At 69.9% G+C, this 25814-nt stretch carries 25 protein-coding genes; 16 read left to right on the plus strand and 9 right to left on the minus strand.

Annotated features, from left to right (window positions below):
- Nucleotides 1-107 precede the first annotated feature (107 nt).
- On the plus strand, nucleotides 108-1574 hold the full coding sequence (locus tag ACFC1J_RS04565) for a nucleobase:cation symporter-2 family protein (protein ID WP_375902923.1): 1467 nt from the start codon (nucleotides 108-110) through the stop codon (nucleotides 1572-1574).
- A 412-nt stretch (nucleotides 1575-1986) separates the two neighbouring features.
- Nucleotides 1987-3354, plus strand: a complete 1368-nt coding sequence (locus tag ACFC1J_RS04570; RefSeq protein ID WP_375902925.1) for an 8-oxoguanine deaminase — start codon at nucleotides 1987-1989, stop codon at nucleotides 3352-3354.
- 37 nt (nucleotides 3355-3391) lie between these two features.
- Here ACFC1J_RS04570 and ACFC1J_RS04575 read toward each other — a convergent pair whose 3' ends face one another.
- On the minus strand, nucleotides 3392-4765 hold the full coding sequence (locus ACFC1J_RS04575; RefSeq protein WP_375902926.1) for a glucose-6-phosphate dehydrogenase: 1374 nt from the start codon (nucleotides 4763-4765) through the stop codon (nucleotides 3392-3394).
- Nucleotides 4766-4824: 59 nt separating this feature from the next.
- Here ACFC1J_RS04575 and ACFC1J_RS04580 point away from each other — a divergent pair, with 59 nt between their 5' ends.
- Nucleotides 4825-6735 (plus strand): glycoside hydrolase family 15 protein, encoded by a 1911-nt coding sequence (locus ACFC1J_RS04580; protein WP_375902928.1) that lies wholly within the window; start codon nucleotides 4825-4827, stop codon nucleotides 6733-6735.
- Nucleotides 6736-6886: 151 nt separating this feature from the next.
- Here the strand turns inward: ACFC1J_RS04580 and ACFC1J_RS04585 are convergent, their stop codons facing one another.
- The 8 genes from ACFC1J_RS04585 to ACFC1J_RS04620 form a co-directional block, all read right to left on the minus strand.
- Nucleotides 6887-7471 (minus strand): nitroreductase family protein, encoded by a 585-nt coding sequence (locus tag ACFC1J_RS04585; protein WP_105688746.1) that lies wholly within the window; start codon nucleotides 7469-7471, stop codon nucleotides 6887-6889.
- Nucleotides 7472-7702: 231 nt separating this feature from the next.
- Nucleotides 7703-8812, minus strand: a complete 1110-nt coding sequence (locus tag ACFC1J_RS04590; RefSeq protein WP_375902931.1) for an ABC transporter permease — start codon at nucleotides 8810-8812, stop codon at nucleotides 7703-7705.
- On the minus strand, nucleotides 8809-9693 hold the full coding sequence (locus ACFC1J_RS04595) for an ABC transporter ATP-binding protein (RefSeq protein WP_375903619.1): 885 nt from the start codon (nucleotides 9691-9693) through the stop codon (nucleotides 8809-8811). Before ACFC1J_RS04595 ends, ACFC1J_RS04590 begins: the two co-directional genes overlap by 4 nt.
- A gap of 238 nt (nucleotides 9694-9931) precedes the next feature.
- Nucleotides 9932-10327: a PIN domain-containing protein gene (locus ACFC1J_RS04600; protein WP_375902932.1), complete on the minus strand. Its 396-nt coding sequence runs from the start codon at nucleotides 10325-10327 to the stop codon at nucleotides 9932-9934.
- A gap of 20 nt (nucleotides 10328-10347) precedes the next feature.
- Complete coding sequence (locus ACFC1J_RS04605; RefSeq protein ID WP_375902934.1) at nucleotides 10348-10611, minus strand: AbrB/MazE/SpoVT family DNA-binding domain-containing protein; 264 nt, start codon at nucleotides 10609-10611, stop codon at nucleotides 10348-10350.
- Between the two features lie 144 nt (nucleotides 10612-10755).
- Nucleotides 10756-11973 (minus strand): benzoate/H(+) symporter BenE family transporter, encoded by a 1218-nt coding sequence (locus ACFC1J_RS04610; RefSeq protein WP_375902936.1) that lies wholly within the window; start codon nucleotides 11971-11973, stop codon nucleotides 10756-10758.
- A 170-nt stretch (nucleotides 11974-12143) separates the two neighbouring features.
- Entirely contained in the window at nucleotides 12144-12929 is a 786-nt protein-coding gene (locus ACFC1J_RS04615; protein ID WP_375902938.1) for a response regulator, read from the minus strand.
- Nucleotides 12926-14224: a sensor histidine kinase gene (locus ACFC1J_RS04620; protein WP_375902940.1), complete on the minus strand. Its 1299-nt coding sequence runs from the start codon at nucleotides 14222-14224 to the stop codon at nucleotides 12926-12928. The genes ACFC1J_RS04615 and ACFC1J_RS04620 overlap by 4 nt, the downstream gene beginning before the upstream one ends.
- A gap of 75 nt (nucleotides 14225-14299) precedes the next feature.
- Between ACFC1J_RS04620 and ACFC1J_RS04625 the strand changes: the two genes are divergently transcribed.
- The 13 genes from ACFC1J_RS04625 to ACFC1J_RS04685 all read left to right on the plus strand — a co-directional run bounded on the left by ACFC1J_RS04625 (nucleotide 14300) and on the right by ACFC1J_RS04685 (nucleotide 25774).
- Nucleotides 14300-15478, plus strand: coding sequence for an MFS transporter (locus tag ACFC1J_RS04625; RefSeq protein ID WP_375902942.1), 1179 nt, complete (start codon nucleotides 14300-14302; stop codon nucleotides 15476-15478).
- Between the two features lie 96 nt (nucleotides 15479-15574).
- The gene (locus ACFC1J_RS04630) at nucleotides 15575-16015 is read left to right on the plus strand and encodes a VOC family protein (RefSeq protein ID WP_375902944.1); all 441 of its coding nucleotides are present in this window, start codon (nucleotides 15575-15577) and stop codon (nucleotides 16013-16015) included.
- Between the two features lie 18 nt (nucleotides 16016-16033).
- A complete protein-coding gene (locus ACFC1J_RS04635; protein ID WP_375902946.1) occupies nucleotides 16034-16714 on the plus strand; it encodes a winged helix-turn-helix transcriptional regulator in 681 nt (226 codons plus the stop codon).
- 74 nt (nucleotides 16715-16788) lie between these two features.
- Complete coding sequence (locus ACFC1J_RS04640) at nucleotides 16789-17406, plus strand: dihydrofolate reductase family protein (protein WP_375902948.1); 618 nt, start codon at nucleotides 16789-16791, stop codon at nucleotides 17404-17406.
- Between the two features lie 308 nt (nucleotides 17407-17714).
- Entirely contained in the window at nucleotides 17715-19748 is a 2034-nt protein-coding gene (locus ACFC1J_RS04645) for a collagen binding domain-containing protein (protein ID WP_375902950.1), read from the plus strand.
- Nucleotides 19749-19926: 178 nt separating this feature from the next.
- Nucleotides 19927-20208, plus strand: a complete 282-nt coding sequence (locus ACFC1J_RS04650; protein ID WP_375902952.1) for a hypothetical protein — start codon at nucleotides 19927-19929, stop codon at nucleotides 20206-20208.
- Nucleotides 20208-21521: a C2 family cysteine protease gene (locus ACFC1J_RS04655; protein WP_375902954.1), complete on the plus strand. Its 1314-nt coding sequence runs from the start codon at nucleotides 20208-20210 to the stop codon at nucleotides 21519-21521. The genes ACFC1J_RS04650 and ACFC1J_RS04655 overlap by 1 nt, the downstream gene beginning before the upstream one ends.
- An 89-nt stretch (nucleotides 21522-21610) precedes the next feature.
- The gene (locus ACFC1J_RS04660) at nucleotides 21611-22378 is read left to right on the plus strand and encodes a hypothetical protein (protein ID WP_375902956.1); all 768 of its coding nucleotides are present in this window, start codon (nucleotides 21611-21613) and stop codon (nucleotides 22376-22378) included.
- 79 nt (nucleotides 22379-22457) lie between these two features.
- Nucleotides 22458-23222, plus strand: coding sequence for a hypothetical protein (locus ACFC1J_RS04665; protein WP_375902958.1), 765 nt, complete (start codon nucleotides 22458-22460; stop codon nucleotides 23220-23222).
- 62 nt (nucleotides 23223-23284) lie between these two features.
- Nucleotides 23285-23872 carry a suppressor of fused domain protein gene (locus ACFC1J_RS04670; protein ID WP_375902960.1) on the plus strand — a complete coding sequence of 196 codons (588 nt, stop codon included), beginning with the start codon at nucleotides 23285-23287 and terminating at the stop codon, nucleotides 23870-23872.
- Nucleotides 23873-23932: 60 nt separating this feature from the next.
- On the plus strand, nucleotides 23933-24511 hold the full coding sequence (locus tag ACFC1J_RS04675; RefSeq protein WP_375902962.1) for a hypothetical protein: 579 nt from the start codon (nucleotides 23933-23935) through the stop codon (nucleotides 24509-24511).
- Between the two features lie 47 nt (nucleotides 24512-24558).
- Nucleotides 24559-25107, plus strand: a complete 549-nt coding sequence (locus tag ACFC1J_RS04680; protein ID WP_375902964.1) for a hypothetical protein — start codon at nucleotides 24559-24561, stop codon at nucleotides 25105-25107.
- 79 nt (nucleotides 25108-25186) lie between these two features.
- Nucleotides 25187-25774 (plus strand): hypothetical protein, encoded by a 588-nt coding sequence (locus ACFC1J_RS04685; protein WP_375902966.1) that lies wholly within the window; start codon nucleotides 25187-25189, stop codon nucleotides 25772-25774.
- Nucleotides 25775-25814: the final 40 nt, after the last annotated feature.

Here is a 25814-nt window from a genome sequence, read left to right on the forward strand (position 1 = left end):
CGCCTGCGAGGCGGAACGCGCGACTCGCCGTCGAACCGCCCGCACCGGCGTTGCGGACGGCCGCCGCCTCGCTCACCTGGTGCGCTGCCCCCGACGAAGAGGTCGAATTGACTACCAAGCAGAAGAAGGAGTTCGTCCGCCCCGAGGACGAGCGCCTGCCGATCGGTGCGACCATCGGCTACGGCATCCAGCACGTGCTCACGATGTACGGCGGCATCATCGCTCCGCCGCTCATCATCGGGCAGATGGCGGGGCTGAAGCCCGGCGAGATCGGCGTGCTCATCGCCGCGTGCCTGTTCATGGGCGGTCTCGCCACGATCCTGCAGACCGTCGGGGTCCCGTTCTTCGGATCCCAGCTGCCGCTCGTGCAGGGGGTGTCGTTCTCCGGCGTCGCGACCATGGGTGCGATCGTCACCAGCGGAGGCGGACTCCCGGCGGTCTTCGGATCGGTGATCGCCGCCTCGGTGATCGGCCTGCTGATCGCCCCGGTGTTCGCGACCGTGATCCGGTTCTTCCCGCCGGTCGTGACCGGAACCGTGATCACCACGATCGGTCTGAGTCTCCTCCCGGTCGCGGCCGGCTGGATCATGGGCACCGGGGAGAACACGGGAGGCGCGAAGGGCGGAGCCCCCGAGAACCTGATGCTCGCCGGCATCACCCTGGTGATCGTCCTGATCCTCAGCAAGATCCCGGTGGGCGCGATCTCCCGCCTCGCGATCCTGCTCTCGATCGTGCTCGGCACGATCGTCGCGATCTTCCTCGGCAAGGCCGACTTCAGCAAGGTCGGCGAGGGCGAGATCTTCGCCCTTCCGAGGGTCTTCGAGTTCGGAATGCCGACCTTCGAGATCGCGAGCATCATCTCGATGCTCATCGTGATCCTGGTGACCCTGACGGAGACCACTGCCGACATCCTCGCCGTGAGCGAGATCGTGGGCACCAAGGTCGACTCCAAGCGCATCGCCGCGGGCCTTCGCGCCGACATGCTCTCCAGCGCCGTCTCGCCGATCTTCGGCACGTTCACGCAGTCCGCGTTCGCGCAGAACGTCGGCCTGGTCGCCATCACCGGCGTGAAGAGCCGCTTCGTGGTCACCGCGGGCGGTGGCGTGCTGGTCGTCCTTGGCCTGCTGCCTGTCCTGGGGCGCGTCGTCGGGGCGATCCCGACGCCTGTGCTCGGCGGCGCCGGCCTCGTGCTCTTCGGCTCGGTCGCGGCGTCGGGCATCCGCACGCTCGCCAAGGTCGAGTACCGCGACAACATGAACCTCGTGATCGTGGCCACCTCGATCGCGGTGGGCATGCTCCCGATCGCTGTCCCGACGATCTATGCGCAGATGCCGGCCTGGTTCGTGACGATCTTCCACTCCGGCATCAGCTCCGCCGCAGTCGTCGCGATCCTGCTGAACCTGCTCTTCAACCACCTCGGCAGCGCCAAGCGCAAGAACGCGTTCGTGTCGGCGCCGACACGCAGCATCCCGGTCGCGTATCTGGACGCCTTCGAGGACGGCGACTCGATCGTCGACGGCAAGATCGTCGACCGCGACGGCAACGAGGTCACGGTCGAGCGCCCGGCGCACTGATCCGAAACGGGTTCTTCGCCCTTCGTCTCGTCGCTGCGCTCCTCGCTCAGGGACCGGCCTCTACCGGTTCCTGAGCGAGCGCAGCGAGACGAAGGGCGTGCGCTCCTCGCTCAGGGACCGGCCTCTACCGGTTCCTGAGCGAGCGCAGTGAGACGAAGGGCGTGCGCTCCTCGCTCAGGGGCCGGCCTCTACCGGTTCCTGAGCGAGCGCAGCGAGACGAAGGGCGTCGTCCGTATCGCGGAACTGTGGATCCGATATTCGGAAGAATCGTTGACCGGCATCGCGGGCCCGTGATAGATCTGAAAGGCCTCCTCGGACGGAGGCGCACCTGGATCAGCAGACAGGTCAACACTGAGCTGGCCCCCGCGGGGCCACGTTCCGGCTCCGCTCATCGAATGAGGGAGTCTGCTCGATGTCCGAATCCACCCGCACCGTCTGGCTGAAGAACCCGCTCGGGATCCACACCGGCGACGCCGCCGACGCCCGCGGCGGCCTCGTCATCGCCGGATCCACGATCCGCGAGGCCGTGCCCGCCGGAGGAGCCCCGTCCGCGCCGGTCGACGAGGTCTACGACGCCTCGCGGCACGTGATCATCCCCGGCCTGATCAACACGCACCACCACTTCTATCAGACCCTCACCCGGGCGTGGACGCCCGTGGTCAGCGCCGAGCTGTTCCCCTGGCTCAAGGGCCTGTACGGCGTCTGGGCGGGGCTCACCCCGCGCGATCTCGAGCTCGCCACGACCGCCGCCCTCGCCGAACTGCTGCTGAGTGGCTGCACCACCGCCGCCGACCACCACTATCTGTTCCCGAACGGGCTGGAGGACGGCATCGACGTGCAGGTCGACGTCGTCAAGCGCCTGGGCATGCGCGCGACGCTGACCCGCGGATCCATGTCGCTCGGCGAGAAGGACGGCGGACTGCCCCCGCAGAGCACGGTGCAGGACGCGGATGTGATCCTCGCCGACAGCGAGCGCCTCGTCGGTGCGTACCACGAGCGCGGCGAGGGCGCGTTCGTGCAGATCGGCCTCGCGCCGTGCTCGCCGTTCTCCGTCACCACCGAGGTCATGCGCGACACGGCGACCCTCGCCGAACGCCTCGACGTGCGGCTGCACACGCACCTCGCCGAGACCATCGACGAGGAGGACTTCTGCCGGGAGCGGTTCGGGTTGCGCACCGTGGACTACCTCGACAGCGTCGGCTGGCTCGGCGACCGCACCTGGCTCGCGCACGGGATCCACTTCGACGATGACGAGATCGCCCGCCTGGGCAAGGCCGGCACCGCGGTCTCGCACTGCGCCACCTCGAACATGCGCCTCGCAAGCGGCATCGCGCGTGCGGTCGAGCTCGAGGCCGCGGGCGTGCCGGTCGGCCTGGGCGTGGACGGATCCGCGTCGAACGACGGATCCAACATGATGATGGAGGTGCGTCAGGCCCTGTACCTGCAGCGCCTGCGCTACGGCGCCGCCGCCGTCAACCCCGAGCGGGCGCTCGACTGGGCGACCCAGGGATCCGCCCGCGCACTCGGCCGCACCGACATCGGCGTGCTGAGCCCGGGCAAGCAGGCCGACCTCGCGATGTTCACCCTCGACGAGCTGCGCTTCTCCGGCAGCCATGACCCGCTCGCGGCGCTGCTGCTGTGCGGCGCCGAACGCGCGGACCGGGTCATGGTCGGCGGCGCCTGGCGCGTGCTCGACGGCCGGATCGTCGGCCTGGACGTGCCGCAGCTCATCGCGCAGCACAGCGAGGCCGCCCGCCGCCTGCTCGCCCGCCACGGCTGACGGCGGGGCCGGGCCGTTCGTTCCCGGCCCGGCGTGCTCAGCGCCGCGAGGTCGCCCACTCCTCAGGACCGGTGGATCCGGCCGGGTACTCCTGCATCGGCACCGCGCCGGAGCGCCAGGCGTCGAGCGCCGGCTGGATGATCCGCCAGCACTGCTCCGCCGCGTCGCCGCGGACCGACAGGGCGACGTCACCGTCGAGGATTTCGCTGAGCACCTCGGTGTAGGCCAGCAGGGTGCCCTTGCCCAGGCCCGTGGACAGGACGTCGCGGCGCAGGGCGAACGGATCGTCGCCGCCGTTCACGTTCAGCTCGAGCTCGATCCGGTCGGGGCCGAGGGAGAAGCGCAGCACACCGCCGTCCGTCGGCGTCCCGGTGAGCCCGCCGGGGATGTGCCGCACGGGCCGGAACGTGACGACGATCTCCGCGCAGCGCTCGCCCAGGGCCTTGCCGCTGCGCAGCGTGAAGGGCACGCCCGCCCAGCGCGCGGTGTCGACCTCGCAGGTGATCTCGGCGAGGGTCTCGGTGCTGCGGGCCGGATCCACGCCCTCCTCGTCCGCATAGGACGGCACGGGGCGGTCGTCGCTCGTGCCGGCCGTGTACCGGGCGCGGCGGGTCGAGGCGACCGGGTCGTCGCCGAGGATGCGGGTCGCGCGGAGGGCGGCGGCCATCGCATCGCGCAGGTCGATCTCGTCCAGATCCGCCGGCTGCTCCATCGCGAGGATCGCGAGCACCTGCAGCAGGTGGCTCTGGATCATGTCGACGAGCGCGCCGGCCTTGTCGTAGTAGCGCGCACGGTTCTCCAGCGCGAGCGACTCGTCGTAGCGCACCAGGACCGACTGCACGTGGTCGGCGGACCAGACCGGCTCGACCAGGCGGTTCGCGAAGCGCACGCCCATGATGTTGAGGATCGTGGATCGCCCGAGGAAGTGGTCGACCCGGAAGACCTGGGTCTCCGGCACGATCCGGGTGACCAGCGCGTTGAGGTCGGCCGCGCTCCGCTCGTCGTTGCCGAAAGGCTTCTCCAGCGCCAGCACGGTGCCCTCGGGCAGCGGGATGTCGACGAGCTCCTCGCACGCGGCGACCGCGACCGCAGGCGGAAGGGCGAAATAGATCACGAGGGATCCGTCGACGCCGGCGATGAGCCCGGCCAGCGCATCGCGATCGGTGACATCGGCCTTGACGTAGGTGGTTCCGGCGATCCGCGGGAGCTGGTCCGTGGCGTCGACCGTCGCGAACGCGGTGCGCACCGCCTCCTGCCAGCGCTCGTCGGACCAGTCATCGGATCCTGCGCCGCGCAGCACCAGGGTGCGATCGGGCTGGCGCTTCAGCAGTTGCGCGATCGCGGGCAGGAGGAGGCGGGAGGTGAGGTCGCCGGAAGCGCCGAGGATGAGCAGCGTCGTCGGGGTGGTCATGCGCCCACGATACGGTCCGCGTCCCTGATCTGTCTCTGTGACGGGCGCGGATCGCCTCGATGCGCCGGATCCGGATCCGGATCCTCCTGGGCGGGCGTTGCCCTCCGTTGCGCGCCGAGGCCCGTGCCAGACTGCGGAGGATGGAGACTGCTCCGATCGAGGACTACGCGCTGCTCAGCGGCGGGCGCACCGCCGCGCTCGTGTCGCGGGCCGGCAGCATCGACTGGTTCTGCGCGCCGCGGCTGGATTCCCCATCGCTGTTCGGCGCCCTGCTCGGCGGCGTCGAGCAGGGGCACTGGAGCCTGCGGCCCGCGGATCCCGAGGCGACCGCGACCCGGCGCTACGACGGCGACACGTTCTGTCTCGTGACCCGGTGGGAGAGCGCCGACGGCGTCGCCGAGGTGCGCGAGTGGATGCCGGTCCTGCTCGCGAAGGAGCCGGGATCGCTCGAGGGCGCGCAGGCGGCGCTGGGCGCCGACCGCACGGACATCGTCCGCCGCGTCGTGGGGATCAGCGGGCGGATGCCGTTCGCGCAGGAGCTGAGACTCCGATTCGACTACGCCAGGGCGCTGCCGTGGGTGCGCCAGACCGGCAGCGCCGGATCGCCCGAGCTCACCGCGACCGCCGGCCCCGACGCGGTCGTGGTGCGCGGCGCAGAGCTGCAGCCGCACGGCCACAGCCACGTCGGCACGGTCGAGGTGGCCGCGGGAGAGAGCAGGGATCTGGCGCTCACCTGGTTCCCGTCCTATCGCGCGGCGCCCGCGGCGCTCGATGTGGAGGCCGCGGAGCGGGCGACCTCGGCCTGGTGGCGCGACTGGGCCGACGGCATCGCGCACGAGGGGCCGCACGAGGACGACGTGCGGCGCTCCCTGCTGCTCCTGCGCGCGCTCACCAACCGCGAGACCGGCGGGATCGCGGCCGCCGCGACGACCTCGCTGCCCGAGGAGTTCGGCGGCGCGCGCAACTGGGACTACCGCTACGTCTGGCTGCGCGACGCCGCGCTCACGCTCGAGGCGCTGCTCGCGCACGGGCTCGCCGATGAGGCGCGGGCGTGGCGGGACTGGCTGCTGCGGGCGGTGGCCGGGGATCCTGCCGACCTGCAGATCATGTACGGGCTGGCGGGGGAGCGGGATCTGGTCGAGCGGGAGATGCGATCCCTGCCGGGCTACGCCGGATCCGCCCCGGTGCGGGTGGGCAACGCCGCGGCCGAGCAGTTCCAGGCCGATGTCTTCGGCGAGGTGATGGTGACGCTCGCCGCCGCCCGCAGGGCGGGCCTCGGCGAGTTCGCGCGGTCCTGGTCGCTGCAGCGGGTGCTGCTGCGGCGGGCCGAGAAGCAGCTGGACCATCCGGACAACGGCATGTGGGAGATCCGCGGGGATCCGCAGTTCTTCACGCACTCCCGGGTGATGCTGTGGGCGGCGTTCGACCGCGGGGTGCGCGCGGTCGAGGAGGACGGCGCTCATGGCCCTGTGGAGCGCTGGCGGGGCGTGCGCGACCGGCTGCGCGCGGAGATCGACGAGCACGGGGTCCACGACGGGCACTTCGTGCAGCACCGCGGCACGGACGAGGTCGATGCCGCGCTGCTGCTCATCCCGCGCACCGGATACTGCGCGCCCGACGACCCGCGCATGCTCGCGACCGTGGCGCGGATCGAGCAGACGCTGATCCACGGCGGACTCGTGAACCGGTATCGCACCGGCACCGGCGTGGACGGCCTGCCCGGAGGCGAGAACACGTTCCTCGCCTGCTCGTTCTGGCTCGTGGAGCAGTACGCGGTCACCGGCCGCATGGCCGAGGCGCGCGCGCTCATGGACCGGCTGTGCGCGCTGCGGAACGACGTCGGCATGCTGAGCGAGGAGTACGACCCCGTGGGACACCGCCACGCCGGGAACACCCCGCAGGCGTTCTCGCATCTGTCGCTCGTGCGCGCCGCGGACGCGCTCGCCGCCGGCCGGCACCGCAATCGCTGACCCCGGGGGCGCCGAACCCCAGGTTCGCTCGCCCCGGGCGGCGCCCACCGTGGCATCCGCGCCCCGCCTGGAGCCCCTCCACATACGAGTCGTCCCCGTCAGCGGAGCCTATGGCGTGCGCTGGCGGGGACGACCCGGAGGTAGGGGAGGGTCAGGCGTTGATCAGGAGGGTGTCGGCGATGGGGCGGCGCTCGCGCGGGGCGTTCTCGCGCTGCTGCAGCTCCTCGGGAGCGGTGCGGATGTCGCCCAGCTCGCCGACGGCCATGACCGAGATCGGGGTGAAGTCGGCGCTCAGGTCGAACGCCGCGGAGATCGCGTCGCGATCGAAGCCGCCCATCTGGTGGGTGGAGAGGCCGTTGGCGTGCGCCTGCACGGTGAAGTGCGCGGCCGCCTGGCCGGTGTCGTAGAGGGCCCAGGTCATGGGCTGGCCGTCGCGTGTGGTCTCGGCCACGAACACCACGAGTAGGGCGGCGTCGCCGGCCCAGGCGCTGTTGAAGCCGGCGAGGGTGCCGAGAACCTTGGCGTGCTCCTCGGATCCGCGGCGGGCCACGATCACGCGCCACGGCTGCGTGTTGGCGGCGGTCGGTGCCCAGCGGGCGGCTTCGAGTGCGCTGGCCAGAGCCTCCTCGTCGATGGTCGAGGCGGCGTCGAAGATGCGGGTGCTCCAGCGCTCGGCGAGGATGTCGAGGATCGGGGCGTCGGTGACAGCGGTGCGGTCGGAGGCGGGGGTGCTCATGGCGATGAGGCCTTTCGGGTCGGTGGATCTGCTGCCGGACCCCATCGTCCGCACCCTGAGGCTAACAATGCATGCGCATGAATATTCCTGCAGCCCGGATCCGGATCCGGATCCGGATCCGCCCCCTCCCTGACCGCGAGACTCCAACTGGGCGACGAGACTGCACTCCTGAACTGCAGTCTCGTCGCCCAGTTGGAGTCTCGCGGTCAGTGCTCGCGGTCAGTGGGTGACTCAGTGTCCGGAGAGAGCCTCGGACAGCTTCACGCGCGCGCCCATGCGCAGCAGGGAGTTCTCGTAGATCTTCGCCGCCACGAGGATCGCGGCCACGCAGGCGGCGAGCAGGATCACCAGCGACGCGAGCGGCTCCCACCACTGCGCCTCGCCGACGAACAGCCGCACGGGCATCGCGACCGGGGCCGAGAACGGGATGTACGACAGGATCGTCATCACCAGCGGGTTGTCGTTGAAGATGATCACCAGGATGTACGGGGCCATCACGAGCATCGTGATCGGCATGGTCGTGGATCCGATGTCCTCCTGGCGCGACACGAGGGATGCGGCCGCGGCGAACAGCGAGGCCAGCAGCACGAATCCGAACAGGAAGAACACCGCGAACCACACCAGCGGGGATCCGAGTCCCTGCAGCACACCGTTCTGCCCGGTCACGATGAGCCCGACCACGGCGATCGCCGCGAGCAGCAGGATCTGCGCCATCGCGAGCACCGTGTTGCCGATGACCTTGCCGGCCAGCAGCACGCGGGCCGGGATCGCGGCCAGCAGCAGCTCGACCACGCGTGTGGACTTCTCCTCGACGACGCTCTGCGCCATGGTCGCGCCGAACGTCGAAGCGGCCATCAGGAAGACGACGCCGAAGCCGATCGCGACGAGGTAGCGCAGCAGCGGATTGGTCGTGTCCGGTTCGAGGATCGTGACCTTCGGCGTCTTGGCCAGCAGGCTCTGCAGGCTGTTCGGCGCGCTCTTCAGCGCCACGATCTCGTAGCCGAATGCGCTGTCGCCGGACGCAGGGATCAGCGCCGCCTCGACCGTGCCGTCGCGGACCAGCTTCTCCGCGGCGGTCGCGTCGGCGACCTCGGTCGGCGCGAGTCCCGGCAGGCCGTGGACCGCCCGGGCGGTCTCCGACGTCACGGCGATCTTCGTCTCGGACGAGTTGGTGCTCATGAACCCGCCGATCAGCACCGCGGCGAGGGCGATGAGCAGCAGGATGCCGGTCGAGATCAGGAACGCCTTGCTGCGCAGCTTGGATCCGATCTCGCGTTCGGCGACGAGGAAGATCCCGCTCGACGCGGAGAGCGCGCCGTTCTTAGTGGTCGCAGTGCTCACTGGATGACCTCCTTGAAGATCTGGGCGAGGGACGGATGCTGCGGGGTGAAGGCGTGCACGACGCCGTGGCCGAGGGCGGTGCGCAGCACCCGCTGCGCGTCCTCCGGGGTGGCCGCGTCGAAGACCGCGGTGCCGCGCTCGAAGTCGACGACCGTGATGCCCGGCTCGGAGCGGATCCATCCGGCATCGGCGTCGGAGATCAGCTCGTACCGCGGTGCGGAATGCTGCGCGCGCAGCTGCTCGCGGGATCCGGAGGCGCGGATGGTGCCGCCCGCGATGATGACGAGGTCGTCGCAGAGCCGCTCGACGACGTCGAGCTGGTGCGAGGAGAACAGGATCGCAGCCCCCTGCGCGGCGCGCGCCTGCAGCACTCCGGCGACGACGTCGACCGCGAGCGGATCCAGTCCGGAGAACGGCTCGTCCAGGATGAGCACCTCGGGGTCGTGCACGAGCGCGGCGGCGATCTGCGCGCGCTGCTGGTTGCCGAGCGAGAGCGACTCGATGGAGTCGTGCAGCCGCTCGCCGAGTCCGAGTTCGGACAGCAGCGCCTCGCCGCGGGCCGTCGCCTCGGACTTGCCGAATCCGTGCAGCCGCGCGAGGTACGCGACCTGCTCGAGCACCTTCATCTTGGGGTACAGGCCGCGCTCCTCCGGCATGTATCCGAAGTGGCGCCGGTCGGTGGCCGCGACGTCGTGCCCGCCGAGGCGCACGGTGCCGCCGTCGGCGCCGAGCACACCCAGCACGATCCGCATCGTGGTGGTCTTGCCGGCGCCGTTGCCGCCGACGAAGCCCGTGAGCCGCCCGGGCTCGACGCGGAACGAGACGTCGTCGAGCACGCGCCGTGCGCCGTAGCTCTTGGTGAGGCCCTCGAGTTCGAGCAGCCCCGTGGTCGTGGTGCGGGTGAGCACTGTGGTCATGGCTCCACGGTATGCAGCCCCGCCGCCCCGGGCATCCCCCCTGCGGCGGATCCGGTGGCGTCGTTCGTGCGATGGATCGAAGGCAGTGGTCTTCGCATGCCTGACGATGTGCGCCGCGCGGACTCGGGGCCGGGCGGGCCAACTGAGACACTCAGCCCCGTCCGAGGTCGCATGCTCCGCCCCGCGGGGGAGCGGGCCGGAGTCAGCCCTCGAGCAGACGCCATCCGAGACGCTGTGCCGCGCGGCGGTCGAAGGTCACGGTCTCCGTGACGCCGAACTGCGCCATAGTGCTGTCGATCAGCGCGTCGGCGAAGTCGGCGCCGTCGCCGGCGGCTTCGAGCGCCCGCACGACCTCCTCGCCGTCGTCGAACTCCAGAACGTCGGATTCGACGAGGCCGCGGATGAGGGCAAGCGCGGTGTCCTTGCTGAAGCCCTCCCGTCTGCGGACGATCCAGAAGACCTCGGCGAGGGTGACCATCGTCACGAAACCCGGCGCCGCGCGCGTCAGAGTCTCGAGCAGCTCTTGCGCGAGGCGGGACTGCACCGGGTCGTCATCGAGGGCGGCGCGCAGGATGACGTTGGTATCGATGCCGGTCATCGCATGCGGAACCAGCATTGTCAGGTGCTCCGGGTCCGCGCGTCATCCTCGGCGACCGCCTCCGCGACCGCGTCGTCCATCTGCTCGATCGTCAGAACCGGTGCATCTTCGCGATGCAGCATCCCGAAGATGGCGGAGATGCTCCCTGTCTTCGGCACCACGGAGTACTGTCCGGTGGGCAGCCGTACGAACATGACCTTGGATCCGGCCACGAGCTTCAGCTCGTCGCGCATCTCCTTGGGCAGAGTGATCTGGCCCTTGCTCGTCATCGTGGCGATCGGCATGATTCCTCCTCGGACGCGTCCTCCTTTCCAGGATCCGCCTGAAAGGAGATAGTCGCAAGAGTAAGGTTCCACCCTTCGGGTCGTCCCTCTCAGCGGAGGCTATGGCGTGCGCTCACGGGGACGACTCGGAAGTAGGAAAGTGGGTCAGCGGCGTCCGAGGTGCAGGACGGCGCGGACGAGCAGGCCGGCGAGGAGCGCCCAGAACGCGGCGCTGACACCCCAGAACGCCATGCCGGAGGCAGCGACGAGGAACGTCACCACGGCCGGGGTGCGCTCGCCCGGGTCGTCGATCGCCTGCTGCACGGCGGATCCGAACGCGCCGAACAGCGCGAGACCGGCGACGGCCGGGATCACCGCGATAGGGGCGAGCACCACGAGCGCGGCGAACGCGGCCGAGAACGCGCCCAGCACCAGGTACGACGCCCCCGTCGAGACGCCGGCGATCCAGCGGCGCTTCGGATCCGGCTCCGCGTCGGGTGCGGCGGCGAGGGCGGCACTGATCGCGGCGAGGTTGATCGCGTGCCCGCCTGCCGTGGCGCCGAGGGCGCTGCCGATGCCGGTCGCCAGCATGGCCGGACGCCACGGCACCTCATAGCCGAAGCTGCGCATCACGGCCACGCCTGGCACGTTCTGCGACGCCATGGTCACGATGAACAGCGGCAGGGCGATGCCGACGAGCGCCCCGACGGTGAACGTCGGCATCGTGAGCTCGAGATGCGGCAGGAGCGATGCCGGATCCACCAAGGCTCCGGAGCCCGTCGCAGTGCCGCCGGTCACGATCCCGATCACGATGACGACCGTCGCGGTGAGGAACGCCAGCGGCACCGCCCAGCGGGGCGCGAGCCGGGCGAACAGCAGCCAGGTCAGCACCACGGGGATCACCGCCCACGGGTTCTTGCCGAGCCCGGTGATCGGAGCGAGGCACAGCGGCAGCAGCACGCCGGCGAGCATGGCCTGCGCGATCGACGGCGGGATCGCGGCGATGAGGGATCCGAGTTGCGGCACGAGCGCCGTGAACAGGATGAGTCCCGCGACGATCAGGAAGGCGCCCACCGCGGCGGGCCAGCCTCCCTCGATCGAGCCGGAGGCCGCGAGCAGCGCCGCGCCCGGCGTCGACCAGGCGGACGTGATGGGCATGCGGTAGCGCCAGGCCAGCAGGAGGCCGGCGACACCCATCGTGAGGCAGAGCGCGAGTAGTCCGCTCGCGGCCTGGGCGTGGGTCGCGCCGACAGCGGCGAGGCCGGTGAGCACGACCGCGAACGAGCTCGTGAACCCGACCAGCGCCGTGACGACCCCGGCCATGATCGGGCGGGACGGCGACGTACGAGGGTGGGGCGCCGGAGGGCTCGCGGTTTCTGGCATGGGGAGAGGCTAGCGGGGCGCCGACCCGCGCCGACGCTGCGGAGCGCCGATATCGCGCCGTGCCGGTCGACTCTGCAGGACGTCCGCAACTCCGCAGGATGGAGACAGCAGGATCGACCTGCAGAGTTGCAGACGTCCTGCGAACGTGGGCGGGGAACCGCGGCGCGCGACTACGCCAGGCCCAACCGGTGCGCCAGCACCACGGCCTGCACGCGATCGCGGGCGCCGAGCTTCTGCAGGATGCGCGACACATGCGTCTTCACGGTCGCCTCGCCGATGAACAGCTCCGCCGCGATCTCGGCGTTGCTCCAAGCCTCGGCGACCAGCCGCAGCACCTCGGCCTCCCGGTCGGTGAGCGGCTCGGGAAGCGCCGCGCTGGGCAGAGCGGCGGACGCGAAGGCCTGACCGGCCCCGAAAGCCGGACCCGACCCGCCCGCCGGATCAGACCCGCCCGCGAGACCGGATCCCCCCGCGAGACCGGATCCCCCCGCAGCGTGCGCACTCGGAGCGCCCGCCCCCGCCGTCCGGGCCGCGAACCGCTGCAGCACCCGGCGGGTCACCTCGGGCGCGAGCATGCCGTCGCCGGCGGCCAGCGCGCGCACGGCGGCGACGAGCTCCTCCGGGCCGGCGTTCTTCAGCAGGAAGCCGCTCGCGCCGGCGTCCAGCGCGTCGAACAGGTAGTCGTCGCGGTCGAAGGTCGTCACGATCGCGATCGACGCGCGGATCCGCCCCTCCGCCCTGATCCGCCGGGTCGCTTCCAGCCCGTCCATGTCGGGCATCTGCACGTCCATCGTGATCACGTCGGGCAGCAGGGATCCGGCGAGGTCCACCGCCTCGGATCCGGTGCCGGCCTCGCCGACGACCTCGATGTCGGGCTGCAGGTCGAGGATCGTGCGGAACCCCGCCCGGAGCATGGCGTGGTCGTCGACGATCAGCACGCGGGTCGGGGCGCTCACCTGGTCTCCCCGCGGTCGCTCAGGGCACCGGATGCGGACTCCGCCACGGCGGCGCCGGAGGCCGCCGCGGGCACGGGCAGTGTCGCCCGCACCCGGAATCCGCCGGCCGGCCGTGCGACGAGCTCGATCGATCCGCCGGACGCGGTCGCCCGCTCGCGCATGCCGAGCTGACCGAGGCCGGGCCGGAGGCCCGTGACCACCCGCCCCGTGTTCACGACCTCGACCTCGACGGATCCCTGCTCGTAGCGGATCCTCACGTCCGCAACGGCGTCGGGGCCGGCATGACGGCGGGCGTTCGTGAGCGACTCCTGGGCGATCCGGTAGAGGTTGACCGCGGTCACGCGCGGCACCGGCACGGCCTCGCCGATCACCTGCAGCCGCGTGGGCAGGCCCGCCGCCGTCGAAGCCGCGGCGAGCTCGGCGATGTCGTCGATCCCGACGGTCGAGGCCGCATCATCGCTGTCGCCCGGATCCCGCAGCGTATCGAGCAGCTGATGGAAGTCGCGGATGGCATCGCGGGCCGCGGTCTCGATGCCGGCGACGATCGCCGTGGCGGCCTGCGGATCCTGCGGGATCATCATGCGCGCGGCGCCCGCCTGCACGCCCATGACCGAGACGTGGTGCGCGACCACGTCGTGCAGCTCGCGGGCGATGCGCACGCGGTCCAGGGCGACGGCCTGGGCGGCGCTGAGCGCGCGTTCGCGTTCGAGCTCGGCGGTGCGCTGCTCGAGCGCGGCCCTCTGCCGGGCGGCGCTCCAGCTGCGCTCGCCGAAGTAGTAGGCGCCGCCGAAGTACAGCACGTTCAGCAGCACCTGCAGCATGAGGAACGCCACGAGGGGGGAGAACATCCCCGCCACCACATCCGCCTTGTGCGCCTGGTCGATCGCCTGCCGGTACATCTCGATGATGAGCCAGACGGCCATCACGACGATGATCCCCGCGCGCACCAGGAATGCGGTGCGACGCGAGTCCATCCAGGCGCCCACCGTGTAGAGGGCGATGAACATCGCGATGTTGCCGGCGTAGATCTCCGGGGCGTGCAGCGAGGTCGCCACCACGAACGCGACCGAAACCACGACGGCGACCGCGGCCGGCCATCTTCGCCGCACCGCGAGCGCCGCGGAGACGACGACGACGTACGGGATCGCCGTCCACAGCTCGGCCTGCGCCGTGCCGTAGACCTTGGCGATCGACGACAGGGCGGCGCTCAGTATCCCGCCCACCAGCATGACGCCGGCCAGGAGCACGTCCTGCCGCAGTTCGCGCGCGGTCGGGGTGCGGGTGAACGGCGGCATCCCTCCACCGTAGGGCGGGCGTCGCCGGAGGGCATCCCCCGCACGGCGGATGGGACAGGATGGGACACTGGAGCGGTGACCTCGCCTTCGCCGGCGCCGCCGCGGCCGCGTCTCGCACCGCTGTATCTCGCTGGCTTCACGACCGCCTTCGGCGCACACGGCATCGCCGCCGCCCTCGGCGCGGAGACCGAGGACATCGGCTGGACCCTGCTGGCGTTCGGCTTCACCCTCGCGCTGTACGACCTCGCCGAGGTGCTGCTGAAGCCCGTGTTCGGTGCGCTCAGCGACCGGATCGGCGTGCGCCCGGTCATCGTCGCAGGGCTCCTCGCCTTCGCCGCGTTCTCCGTGCTCGGCGCGCTCGTGCCCGGCACCGTGGGGCTGATCGTGGCGCGCTTCGGCCAGGGCGCGGCGGCCTCGGCGTTCTCCCCGGCTTCGTCCGCCGCGGTCGCGCGGCTCGCGGACGATGCGTCCCGCGGCCGCTACTTCGGACGCTACGGATCGTGGAAGGGTCTCGGCTACGCGCTGGGCCCGCTGCTCGGCGCCGGGCTCGTCGTCTGGGCCGGCCTGCCCGCCCTGTTCTGGGCGCTCGCCGCGGTGGCGCTGGTCGCCGCCGCCTGGGTGCGATTCGGCGTGCCGGCGGTGCCGGTGCTGCCGCGCAAGCGCGTGACCGTCGCCGATCTCGCGCGCGAGCTCACCGCCCCCGGATTCCTCGTGCCGACCCTCGTGCTCGCCGCGACGACCGGTGGCCTCGCGGTCGCGGTCGGCTTCCTCCCGTTGCTCGGCCGGGAAAGCGGGATCGGCACGATCGGCAGCATGGCGCTCGTCACGGTGCTGGCGGTCGTCAGCAGCATCGTGCAGCCCTTCGCCGGATCTCTGCACGACCGCGGCCGCCTTCCCGTGCGGCTCGGAGCGGTCGGCGGATTGGCGCTGCTGGCGGGCGGGATCCTGGTCGCCGGGCTGTGGCCCGAGCTGCCGACGCTGCTGATCGCCGCCGTGCTCATCGGCGGAGGAGTGGGACTCGCCGCTCCGGTCGCGTTCTCGCACCTGGCCGCGTCCACGCCGCCGGAGCGGATGGGACGCACGATGGGTTCCGCGGAGCTGGGGCGGGAGCTCGGGGACGCCGGAGGACCTCTCGTCGCCGGTGCCGTGGCGACCGCGACGCTCCCCGGCGTGGGGCTCGTCGTCGTGGCGGGGCTCACCGCCGGTGCCGGGGCGCTTGCGGTCTGGGGGCTGCGGGCGCCTCGACAGCGTTGAGCGGAGATCCCGTCACTTGCTATTGACAACCTTACTTGTAAAAAGCAAGCTTGTCTCAACGGGCCCGACGGAGGACCCACCGACAGAGGAGTCAGCATGACGAACGTCTTCATCAGCTTGCCCGTCACCGACCTCGAGCGCACCAAGGCCTTCTACACGGCGCTCGGCTGCGCGATCAACCCGGAGATGTCCGACGAGAACGGGGTCTGCGTCGTCTGGGACGACAACGTCTACTTCATGATGATCACGCGCGGGTTCTTCGCGACCTTCACCGAGAAGCCGATCGTGGATCCGAAGGTCTCGCTGCAGACGTCCGCGTCGTTCGCCCTCGACTCGCGGGAAGAGGTCGACGCCGCGATCGCCAAGGGGCTCGCGGCGGGCGGCACCGAGCCCCAGCCCGCGCAGGACTACGGGTTCATGTACTCGCGCGACCTCGACGACCCCGACGGCAACTCGCTCGGCTTCCTCTACATGGTCCCGGCGGGAGAGCAGGGTGTTGACGTGCCGGTGTCTGCGGCGAGCGACGCGACCTCCTGATGGGCGGGCTGCGCTGAGATGGCCGCACGCAGCTACGGCCAGTATTGCGGCGTCACCACCGCCGTCGAGCTGATCGGCGAACGCTGGGCGCTGCTCATCGTGCGCGATCTGCTCGTCGGACCGCGGCGCTACACGGATCTCAAGCAGGGGCTGCCGCGCATCCCGACGAACATCCTCTCCACGCGGCTCAAGGAGCTGCAGGAGGGCGGGATCGTGCGCCGGGTGCCGCTGCACGGCTGCGGACTCGTCTACGAGCTCACGCCGTACGGCCGCGCGCTCGAGCCGGTGATGCTCGCGCTCGGGCGCTGGGGCTTCCAGGCCATGGGCGACCCGGACGAGGGCGATGTCATCACGCCCGACTCGCTCACGATGGCGCTGCGCACCGCGTTCCGCGCCGAGCACGCGCAGGACCTCGACGTCGAGCTGCACGTCGGCGACGTCGCGCTGCGGGCGATCGTCCACGACGGCGCGCTGACGGTCGCGCAGCTCGCCCCGCCGGCCCCGCCCGTTGGGGGCGTTCTTCCGCCGGGCGATCCCGAGGCCGTGCTCGTCGCGGGCCCGGGCATCCGGCGCGTCATCGGGGGCGAGGTCTCGCCGGCCGAGGCGATCGCGCAGGACCTCGTCGCCGTGGTGCGCGGCGAGGAACGGATCCTGGGCGCGTTCGCACAGACCTTCCATATCCCCCGACTCGCGGCGTAGCGTCGCCGAGGGGCGGGAAACGCAGCCGTCGCCCCCTGAGCCTGTCCCCGGGCCCGACCACGAAGGAGCACATCATGACCGGACGCATCATCATCGACCTGTTCACGACGCTCGACGGCGTCGCCCAGGCGCCGGGTGGACCGGAGGAGGACACGAGCGACGGTTTCCGCTTCGGCGGCTGGCAGGCGACGCTTCCCAGCGAGGCCGTCATGCGCAGCGTGACCGAGGGCATGGAGACCCTCGACGCGCTGCTGCTGGGACGGCGCACGTACGACATCTTCGCCGGCTACTGGCCCGAGCACACCACCGGACCGGAGGGCTTCATCGGACAGCTCTTCAACCGCGTGCCGAAGTACGTGGCGTCCCGCAACGCCGGGATCGAGCTCGACTGGCAGGGCAGCACCCGGGTCGGAGCGGATCTGGCCGCGGAGATCGCGGACATGCGCGAGAACCACCGGGACGTGCACGTGATCGGCAGCGTCGACCTCGTGCAGACCCTGCTGGACGGGCAGCTCTACGACGAGCTGCAGCTGTGGGTGTATCCGATCGTGCTCGGCCAGGGCAAGAAGGTCTTCCCCGACGGCGCGACACCGCACAACATGCGCCTCGTGCACGCCGAGTCCGGCGACGGCGGCACGCTGCTGCTGCGCTACGCCCCGCTGCCCGGGGAACCCACCACCGGCACGATGTGAGGACGAGTGTCGGCGTGTTGCCCGAGCGGCGCCGTGTCGGATTCGTGACCGGAATATCGCGGATCCGTCTAGCTGGCAGGGTGCCGCGAAACTACAGTCATCGATAACGCGTGGGGACGTTGACCCGAACACCCGCACTCTGGGGGGTGCGGGTGTTCCCATGTCCGGATCCGACCTACTGGAATTTGCCTCTTTCCTGAGAGAACCCTGTGACGATAGATTGCATCGACGCCTGGTTCTTCAGGCGCCGGTCCGACCCTATGGCGGGCGGCCGTTGACCCGATGGGGGGACCAGGATGTCTTCAGGCGTGTCCGGACGTCGCGGCTGGAAGGGCGCGCTCACCGCGCTGCTCGCCGCGGCACTGATGTTCGCAGGGGTCGGGGCGGCCCATGCCGACCCGACGCCGGGGACCGGAGGCTCGATCTCTGGTGTCGTCACGAGCGACGTGGACGGCTCCCCGATCGCAGGCCTCTACGTCCAGGCGCAGAACGACGACGGGTCGTCCATGTCTTCGGGGATGACCGGGGCTGACGGCGCGTACCGCATCGACGGCCTGCTCGCGGGTCCTCACCGTGTGCATTTCCTGACTTTGGGCACGCCGTACATCTCCGAGTACTGGGACAACTCGACCGGCTACTTCGGTGCCACGACCGTGGATGTGCAGGATGGCGCGGTCACGACCGGGATCGATGCCGGCCTTGCCGAGGGCGCGACGATCAGCGGGGTCGTCACTCGCGAAGACGGATCACCCGCCACGCACGCCTTCATCGCCGCGAACGGCACGAACGGCGGGTTCGGCAACGCGGTGACGGATTCCGACGGCGCCTACACGCTGCAAGGCCTCGTCGCCGACTCCTACACGGTGCAGTTCTCGGCGAGCGCGGACGGCCTCATCAGCGAGTACTGGGATGACGCGTCCGACCGCTCGACGGCGACGAAGGTCGCCGTGGCATCCGGTGGCGCGGTCACCGGCATCGACGCCGTGCTCTCGGCGGGCGGATCGATCCAGGGGGTCGTCACGCTGGCCTCCGACGGCTCCGCCGTCGCCAATGGCGGGGTCGCCGTGCTGGACGCAAGCGGTAATTCCGTCGCAAACGGATGGCTCGCCTCCGACGGCTCGTACCGGATCGATGGCATTCGTCCCGGCGACTACAAGATCAAGTTCGCCTCGTACGATCCGAAGCTGCTGACCCAGTACTGGGCCGGGGCCGCCACCGCGGCCGACGCGACCCCTGTCACGATCGTCGCGGGACAGACCGTAAGCGGTATCGACGCAGCGCTGCGGGCCATCTCGTCGCAGATCAGCGGCACCGTGACGCGCGCGGCTGACGGCCTCCCCGCGGCGGGCATCTCCGTGAGCGTGCAGGGCAGTAGCGGTTACTACTCCGCGACGACCGACGACACCGGTGCCTACCGGATCCCCGTCGTGCCGGGTACGTACACGGTCTCGTTCCGGGATCCGTCCGCGAAGCTCGCCACGCAGTGGTGGAGCGGCGCGGCGAACTCGAAGGACGCGACGCCGGTCACCGTCGTCGACGGCGCGGACAGCACGGGCATCGATGCGCAGCTCGCCGCGAACGTCACCATCAAGGGCTCGGTGCTCATCGACGGCTCGACGGACCTGCGTGGGAACTCGTCGAAGATCGCGGTGGTCGCCGCGGTCGGCAATGAGTACGTGGGCATGTCCTACGTCCGCCCGGACGGGACCTACAGCATCACGGTGGCTCCCGGCACGTACACGGTCAAGGTCGAGCTCACGGAAGGCCTGGGCTACGCGATCGCGCCGCAGTACTACTCGCACGCGAGCTCCGCAGCCGATGCGACGCCGGTTGTCGTTTCGAGTACGGGCGACACGACGGGCATCGATTTCGATCTGTCATCGCTCACCGCGAAGGTCGAACTCTCAGCGGGCACCGTCCAGCCGGGCGCTGCGGTGCACGTGACCGGATCCGGCTTCATGCCGGGAGAATCCGTCGCTATCGAGCTGCATTCCGACCCGATCTCCCTCGGTACCCTCACCGCAGGTTCCGACGGCGTGGTCGACACCACCGTCACGATTCCGGCGGACGCGCCCGCCGGCGCGCACCGGATCGTGCTCACGGGGCAGAGGTCGACGCTGACCGGCGGTTCGGCGCTGACCATCGCCGGTGTGACCACTCCCGGCGGATCCGACGGATCCGGAACCGGTGGTGGCTCCACGCCGGCGTCCGGCTCCGGCACCGCCTCCGGCTCCGCGCAGCTCGCCGCGACCGGTGCGGAGCTCCCGGACGGGATGCTGCTGCTCGGTGCGCTGATGCTGCTCATCGGCGTCGCCGTGATCCGCATCCGTCGCAGGGCCTGACTCCGGGCCACGGGCGGCAGGGCGGCCGCGCGGCTGCGCTGCCCGCCCGAGGGCCGGACGGGCCCGTGCTGTCGGCGTCGGGCCCGTCGACGTCCGCCGTGCGATGGGGAGCTCTCCCCATCGCACGGCGTCGTCGCGTTCGGTAGGTTCGATCCCGACAGAGACGCAGGGGGGCTGCATGACTGCGGACAAGGTCGTCATCGACTACGACATGCTGGACGGTGTGCGCACGTCGATCACCACGATCATCGCCGAGCTGAAAGACGCGCCGGAGCGCAGCCATGACGCGGCCGGCGCGATCGACCAGCCGTTCGAGCAGGCGCAGCTCCAGGCGCTCGCGGCAGAGTTCCGCGGATCCTGGGAGCCGAGACGCGAGGACCTGATCGCGTCGCTCGAGGACGTCTCGCGACGCATCGGGGACGTCATCGACTCGTACCTCGGACTGGACAGGTGGTTCTGATGGGGGGAAAGGTCGAGCCGGGGACCGCGGGCGTCGCGCTCGGCACCGGGCAGCAGATCCGGTCGATGGCGGGTGAGCCCGATGTCGTGCACAAGGCGGGGCAGAAGATGGCCGACTACGGGCATCTGATGGCGCAGGTCGGCGGGCAACTGCTCGCCATCGAGGCGGCCGAGATGTCGCAGTGGCGATTCGCCGGCGAGGCAGCGGACACGCTGCGCGCGAACGTCTCCGATGTCGCCCAGATGCTCGCCATCGCCAGTGCCCTGTATGCGCCGGTCGGGCAGGCGCTGTCCGACTACGGGTCGGGGACGAGCGCGGATCAGACGGAGCTCGACAAGCTGGCGCAGATCTGCCAGGAGCAGTGGGCGGCGCACGAGCAACTTGTCGCCGCGTACAAGGCACTCCCTGCCCCGTCGCCCGGCGATCCGGGCCACGAGCAGAAGCAGCAGGAGCGCACCGACGCGGAGAACGCCGCGATGGACGCGGGGAGCTCGTGGTCCCGCAGCTCGGCGCAGTGGAACAACGCGTATGTCGAGTGGTTCGGGCGCTACACCGCCGCGGTGGCGAGCCTCTCCGATCCTCAGCTGGAGACGATCCGCAAGGGAGAGCTGCCGCCGGTCGCCGCTCTCACACTCTTCCCGAGCGGCGAGCCCGAGCCGACCGACGTCGATCAGGGCGGCGCCGGCGACTGCTATCTGCTGTCGGTGCTGGCGGGCATCGCGAAGGGCGACCCGGACCGGATCAAGGATCTGATCACCGCGAACCCGGACGGCACATATACGGTCCATTTCAAGGACGGCGACATCACGGTGCGCGGCGATCAGCTGCCGGACGATGGTCAGGCGGACTGGGTGCGCGTGATCGAAGGCGCGTACCAGGTCCACGAGGGAAGCTTCGAGGAGTTCGACAACGGCGGCGACCCCGCGGCCGTGATGAAGGCCATCTACGGCGGGGACGTCGATTACAAGGACAACAAGGGCGGCCCGTTCGACTGGCTGACCGGCGGCAACGACATCGACGACAGCGGTGACCAGATCAAGAACGCCCTCTCGCACGGGCGCCCTGTGGTGGCGATCGCCTCGGACGGTGCGCTCGGCTTCGAGGGAGGCGGTCACGCCCTCACCGTGACGCGGGCCTACGACAAGGACGGTGTGGCGATGGTGCAGATCCGCAATCCGTGGGGCAACAACAGTCAGCACGAGGGCGTCATCCGTGACGCCGGCGGCACTCTGCACGACCCGGACGACGGCTATTTCACGATGACGTTCGCGGACTTCGCGAAGGCATTCACCGCCGTGGAGATCCAGAGATGACGCGCGGGCACGTCGTGCGCGCCGGCGTGGTCGTCATCGTCGCGAGCCTTCTGCTCACCGCGTGCAGCGCACATCCCGAGGAGGAAACCATGCCCACTTCGTCCACTCCCTCGCCGTCCGCCGCGAGGGCGGCGGATCCGAACCCGCAGGAGCCGGTCGCGGAGCTGCTCGCGGAAGCCGATCTCGTCGTCGTCGGGAAGGTCGACTCCGTGGACGTCGCCATCGACGCGGATCAACCGCGTCCGCGCCAGGCGCAGACCGCCACCGTGACGGTGGATCAGGTGCTGAAGGGCGAAGCCGCCACGACGATCACGGTGACGAAGCCGGCCGGCACCTGGTATTTCCTCGCCGACGCGAGGCAGAAGTCGTACGACGCCAAATGGGCGGGGGTGTTCACGCTGCGCAAGAGCGGCACGGGTTACGAGCTGTTCGGGAATACCGGTGTGCAGGACGACGCCGGGGCGCTGCCGGCGTTCCAGCGCGTGCTCGCGGGGCGACCCGAGCGGGCCCCCGCGGCGACCGAGGCGCAGCTGAAGGACTGGACTGCCCGGGCCGACATCATCGTGTTCGCGACCGCCCGCGGCGCATCCGATCACGTGACGCTGCGCACGCCGCGAACCGACTTCTCGACATCGGCCACCCTCACCCCGATCGAGGTGCTGAAGGGGACGATGACGGCGCCGATGCAGGTCGTGCAGGGGCCGCAGCCCGAGACGGTCGGCGGCACGTGGGCGTTCCCGGTGACCGAGTCGGGCGAGGACGGGATCTACTTCATCGACACCTCCAGCGGCACCCCGACGGTGCTCAACACGACCAGGCCCAGCCAGATCAACGAGAACCGGATCCCGCGGGGCTGACGGCGTCAGTCCGCGAGCACCCGCTCCAGCACGATCGCGACGCCGTCCCCGGTGTTCGATTCCGCATGCGGTGTCGGGCGTGCAGACCGTGACGGGTTCGCAGGTGACGACGGCGTCGTACGGGTATGACGCGTCCGGGTCGACCACGACCTATGCGGGGACGACGGTCTCGTACGACGAGTCCGGCCGTTTGAAGCAGGTCGGCACCGGGACCACCGCGGAGAAGAGCATCTATACCGCGGACGGGCAGTTGTTGCTGCGGTACGGGGGTGCCGATGGGGCGTCGCTGTTCCTGGGCGACACGATCCTGCGGTCGAAGGCCGGCGTGACAACCGGGGTCCGGTCGTATGTGGTTGCGGGGATCGGGTTCGCGGAGCGCGTGTCCGGGGCTGGCGGCGGGTTGTGGTGGTCGTCGCCGGACATGGTGGGCACGGTCGGGATGGAGGTCAACACCGCCGGGGCCGGGACGGTCACTCGTCGGTGGACGGATCCGTTCGGGCAGGCGCGTGGAGTTGGAGCGAACATGCTGAAAGACGGATCTAAGACTGTTGAGGGCGCCTTGCAGGCTTCCAACCAGGCAGGACTTATGAGTATGGCGGGCTTCGGCGCTGGCTTAGCCGTACCTGCCGTGGCCAACATCGCAGTCCAAGCTCTGGAGAAGGCTGCGGCCACCGCGGCCACCAAGGCCGCGGCCGCAACGGAAAGCGCGGCGATCTCAGCAGCAGACGCAAGCGCAACCAGCGCCACGGATGCCATGGTCAGTGGGACTAACACGGGTGGCATGGTCAATTCGCGGGACTCGTTCCGGGTGGGGGACGAGCGTCAGCCGAAGCGAAGTCCTTGACAACTACAATCAAGGGGTGAGCTTGGAATGCCCCGTCTGCAATCGACTTGGTGGGAATAACGATGCGCGATTCGGACAGTGACGCAGCAGGCATTGTCGAGCACTTCGAGAAGGCCCTTGGGCCGATCACGCTCGGCTGGGCACTCGATTCGGACGGAACAAAGATGCCGTTCCAGATCGTACGATTTGCGCGAGGTTCGGACGACAACTCGGTAGGCTTCGCAACAATCGGCCTAAGTCGATACGCGTTGTCGTCGCCAGTGTCCGGGCGGGAGATTCGCCAGGAGCTCTTCATGCTGGCGCCCAAGTCGCAAGCGCCCGACACGGTCGTTTCGTTGCTGCTTCAAGTTGGAAGCGCAGCGCTGGGCCGTGGAAGGCCGTTGCTGCGCGGTGACGTCATCGGTCCGGCGGGGAGCATCGCCCCGGGGTCTGAGCTGACTGCGCTTTATGTGACTATGCCGGTGTACTTTCCTGACGAGTTCGCCACATTTACTGGATCCGAGGGAAGCGTCGTCGTAGCCTGGTTGGTCCCCATTAGCACTCCTGAAGCAGATTTTGTTGCGCTCCGAGGCTGGGACGCATTCGAGGCGGATCTTGCGCAAAAGGATCCCGACCTTGTGGACTTCTATCGGGAGAGCGTGACATCGTAGCGACCGCAGCGGCTCGCGGCGCAACCAAGAGGCACACGGAGCAATGAGGCGAAGTTGCAAGTGACCAATTTTGATCCCCAGCAGAACGTGACTTTCACGGACGTGTTGTTTCGAGGCGGGTGGAGAGGGAAAGAAAAGAAGCTCATCCTCACCCTCGCACTTGGTGCGGTCGTCAGTATCGGGGTGGCTATCGGGACGCCGATGCTGTTGACCTACGCGGATCAGTCGGTGTCTGCGGCTCAGGGGTACGAGTACTCGGGTGGCAATTACCGGGTGCTGTTCCCGGGGGAGCCGACGGTGAGTTCACGATCCGTGCCGGGGGCTTCGGTGATGGCGGAGCTAGCGCTTTGGAGCAACAAGCAGAAGGTGTATCAAGTGATCGATCTGCCACAGGTCGGCGAGACGGGAACGGTGCAGTCGATGTTGCAGGGGACCGTGATCTCGAGCGGGGCGACCGTTGTGGAGTCGCATCCGGTGAAGATCTCGGGCGGCACCGCGCTGGCCGCTCACTTGACGGCGGATTCGTCGGACATGTGGATGCTGGCGGTGATCGCCGATGACCGCAGTCACGCCCTGTCGGTCTTGCAGAGCGGTGACCAGCGGGACGATGCGTTTTTCGATTCGCTGGCACTGAAGTAGCAGCAGCGGCGTGATCGGACGCCATGGTCTAGGAGGGGGATCGGGACATGGAACGTGGGGACGAACTCGGCAGTGATGGACGGCCCGGGGCTCAGGACGGAGTCATCGTCGATGAAGACACCCAAGAGCGCGTGATCGCAGACCTGCGGAACAAGCTGACCGAGGATGCGATGCCGACAATGGTCCTGTTCGGTCTGGTGGGCTTCCTGTCATTACTCATGCTGGTCGGCTTCTATCGGGATTTCGCCACGACGGGAGTGATCTGGGTGGTGGCTGTGCCGGTCGTCCTCGGCCTGCTCATTCCGATCCGGATCATCGTCCAGCTTCGGACAGCGCCGCGAAAGGTGGTGTCGACGTCCTATCCGATCGCGTCCTGGGTGGTTGCGGGGACTGACGACGGCTATCTGTGGCACTCAGCGGCGCTCGGAAGTGCCAGGACGATCCTCAGCGTCTATGGCAAGCTGCGGCTGACGGCCGACAGCGTGATGCTGAAGCACGCCTCAGCGCCGACCACGATCGTCTTGCCGCGGAAGGCGTTCACCGAGGAGGACATCCGCACGCTGGAGGCGCACTTCGCGCCGAGAAGCGGGAGCTGAAGCCGTGTCCCTGCCTCGAGGCGGTGGGAGCGAGCTCTCCGCGCAGGACGGTGTTCTGGCATCCGAGCCGAGACGCGGGATGACCCGCTGGCTGAGCGTCGCCGCCGCGATGATCGGGTGGGTCGCCGTGCAGGAGCTCACCCCGTCGCTGTCCGCGTTCGATCCGCGGGTGATGGAGTCGCAGGCGCTGCTGCTGCAGGGGTGCGTTGCGACAGCGGTGGCCCTCGTTCTCACGCTGGTCTATCCCGATGATGCGCGCGCCATGTTCGCGTACTCGAAGGCGACCTGGCTCTATGCGCTTGTGCCCGTCGCTGTCGTGGTGCTCGTCGTCCGCACGGGGGCGGGACCTGATCTTCTCGCGGTGCTGTGGTGGGTTGCGGTCGCCGTCGTCTGGCGATGGTTCCTGTTCGGCATGCTGCAGCGCCGGCTGAGCGAATGGCTCCCGCCGAGCACCGTGCTGCTGACGAGTGCGGCCCTGCTGGCTTCCTGGCTGCTCTTCGGCGTGGTGGCGAGCGCGGCCGAGGCTCTCCGGTTCCCGCTCGGCGTGCTCATCGCCCTGCTGCTGAGCACGCTGCTCGCGATCATCCCCTCGGCGATCATGCTGGCTCAGAAGAACGTGCACGTGCTCGTGGTGATGAATCTCGTCGCGGCGACGCTCGTCGTGTGACGCCATCGGGCGCCGGTGACCTGTTCGCCCCCGGATGTCG

This window comes from Microbacterium sp. NPDC056052, from assembly GCF_042266785.1.
GTDB lineage: Bacteria > Actinomycetota > Actinomycetes > Actinomycetales > Microbacteriaceae > Microbacterium.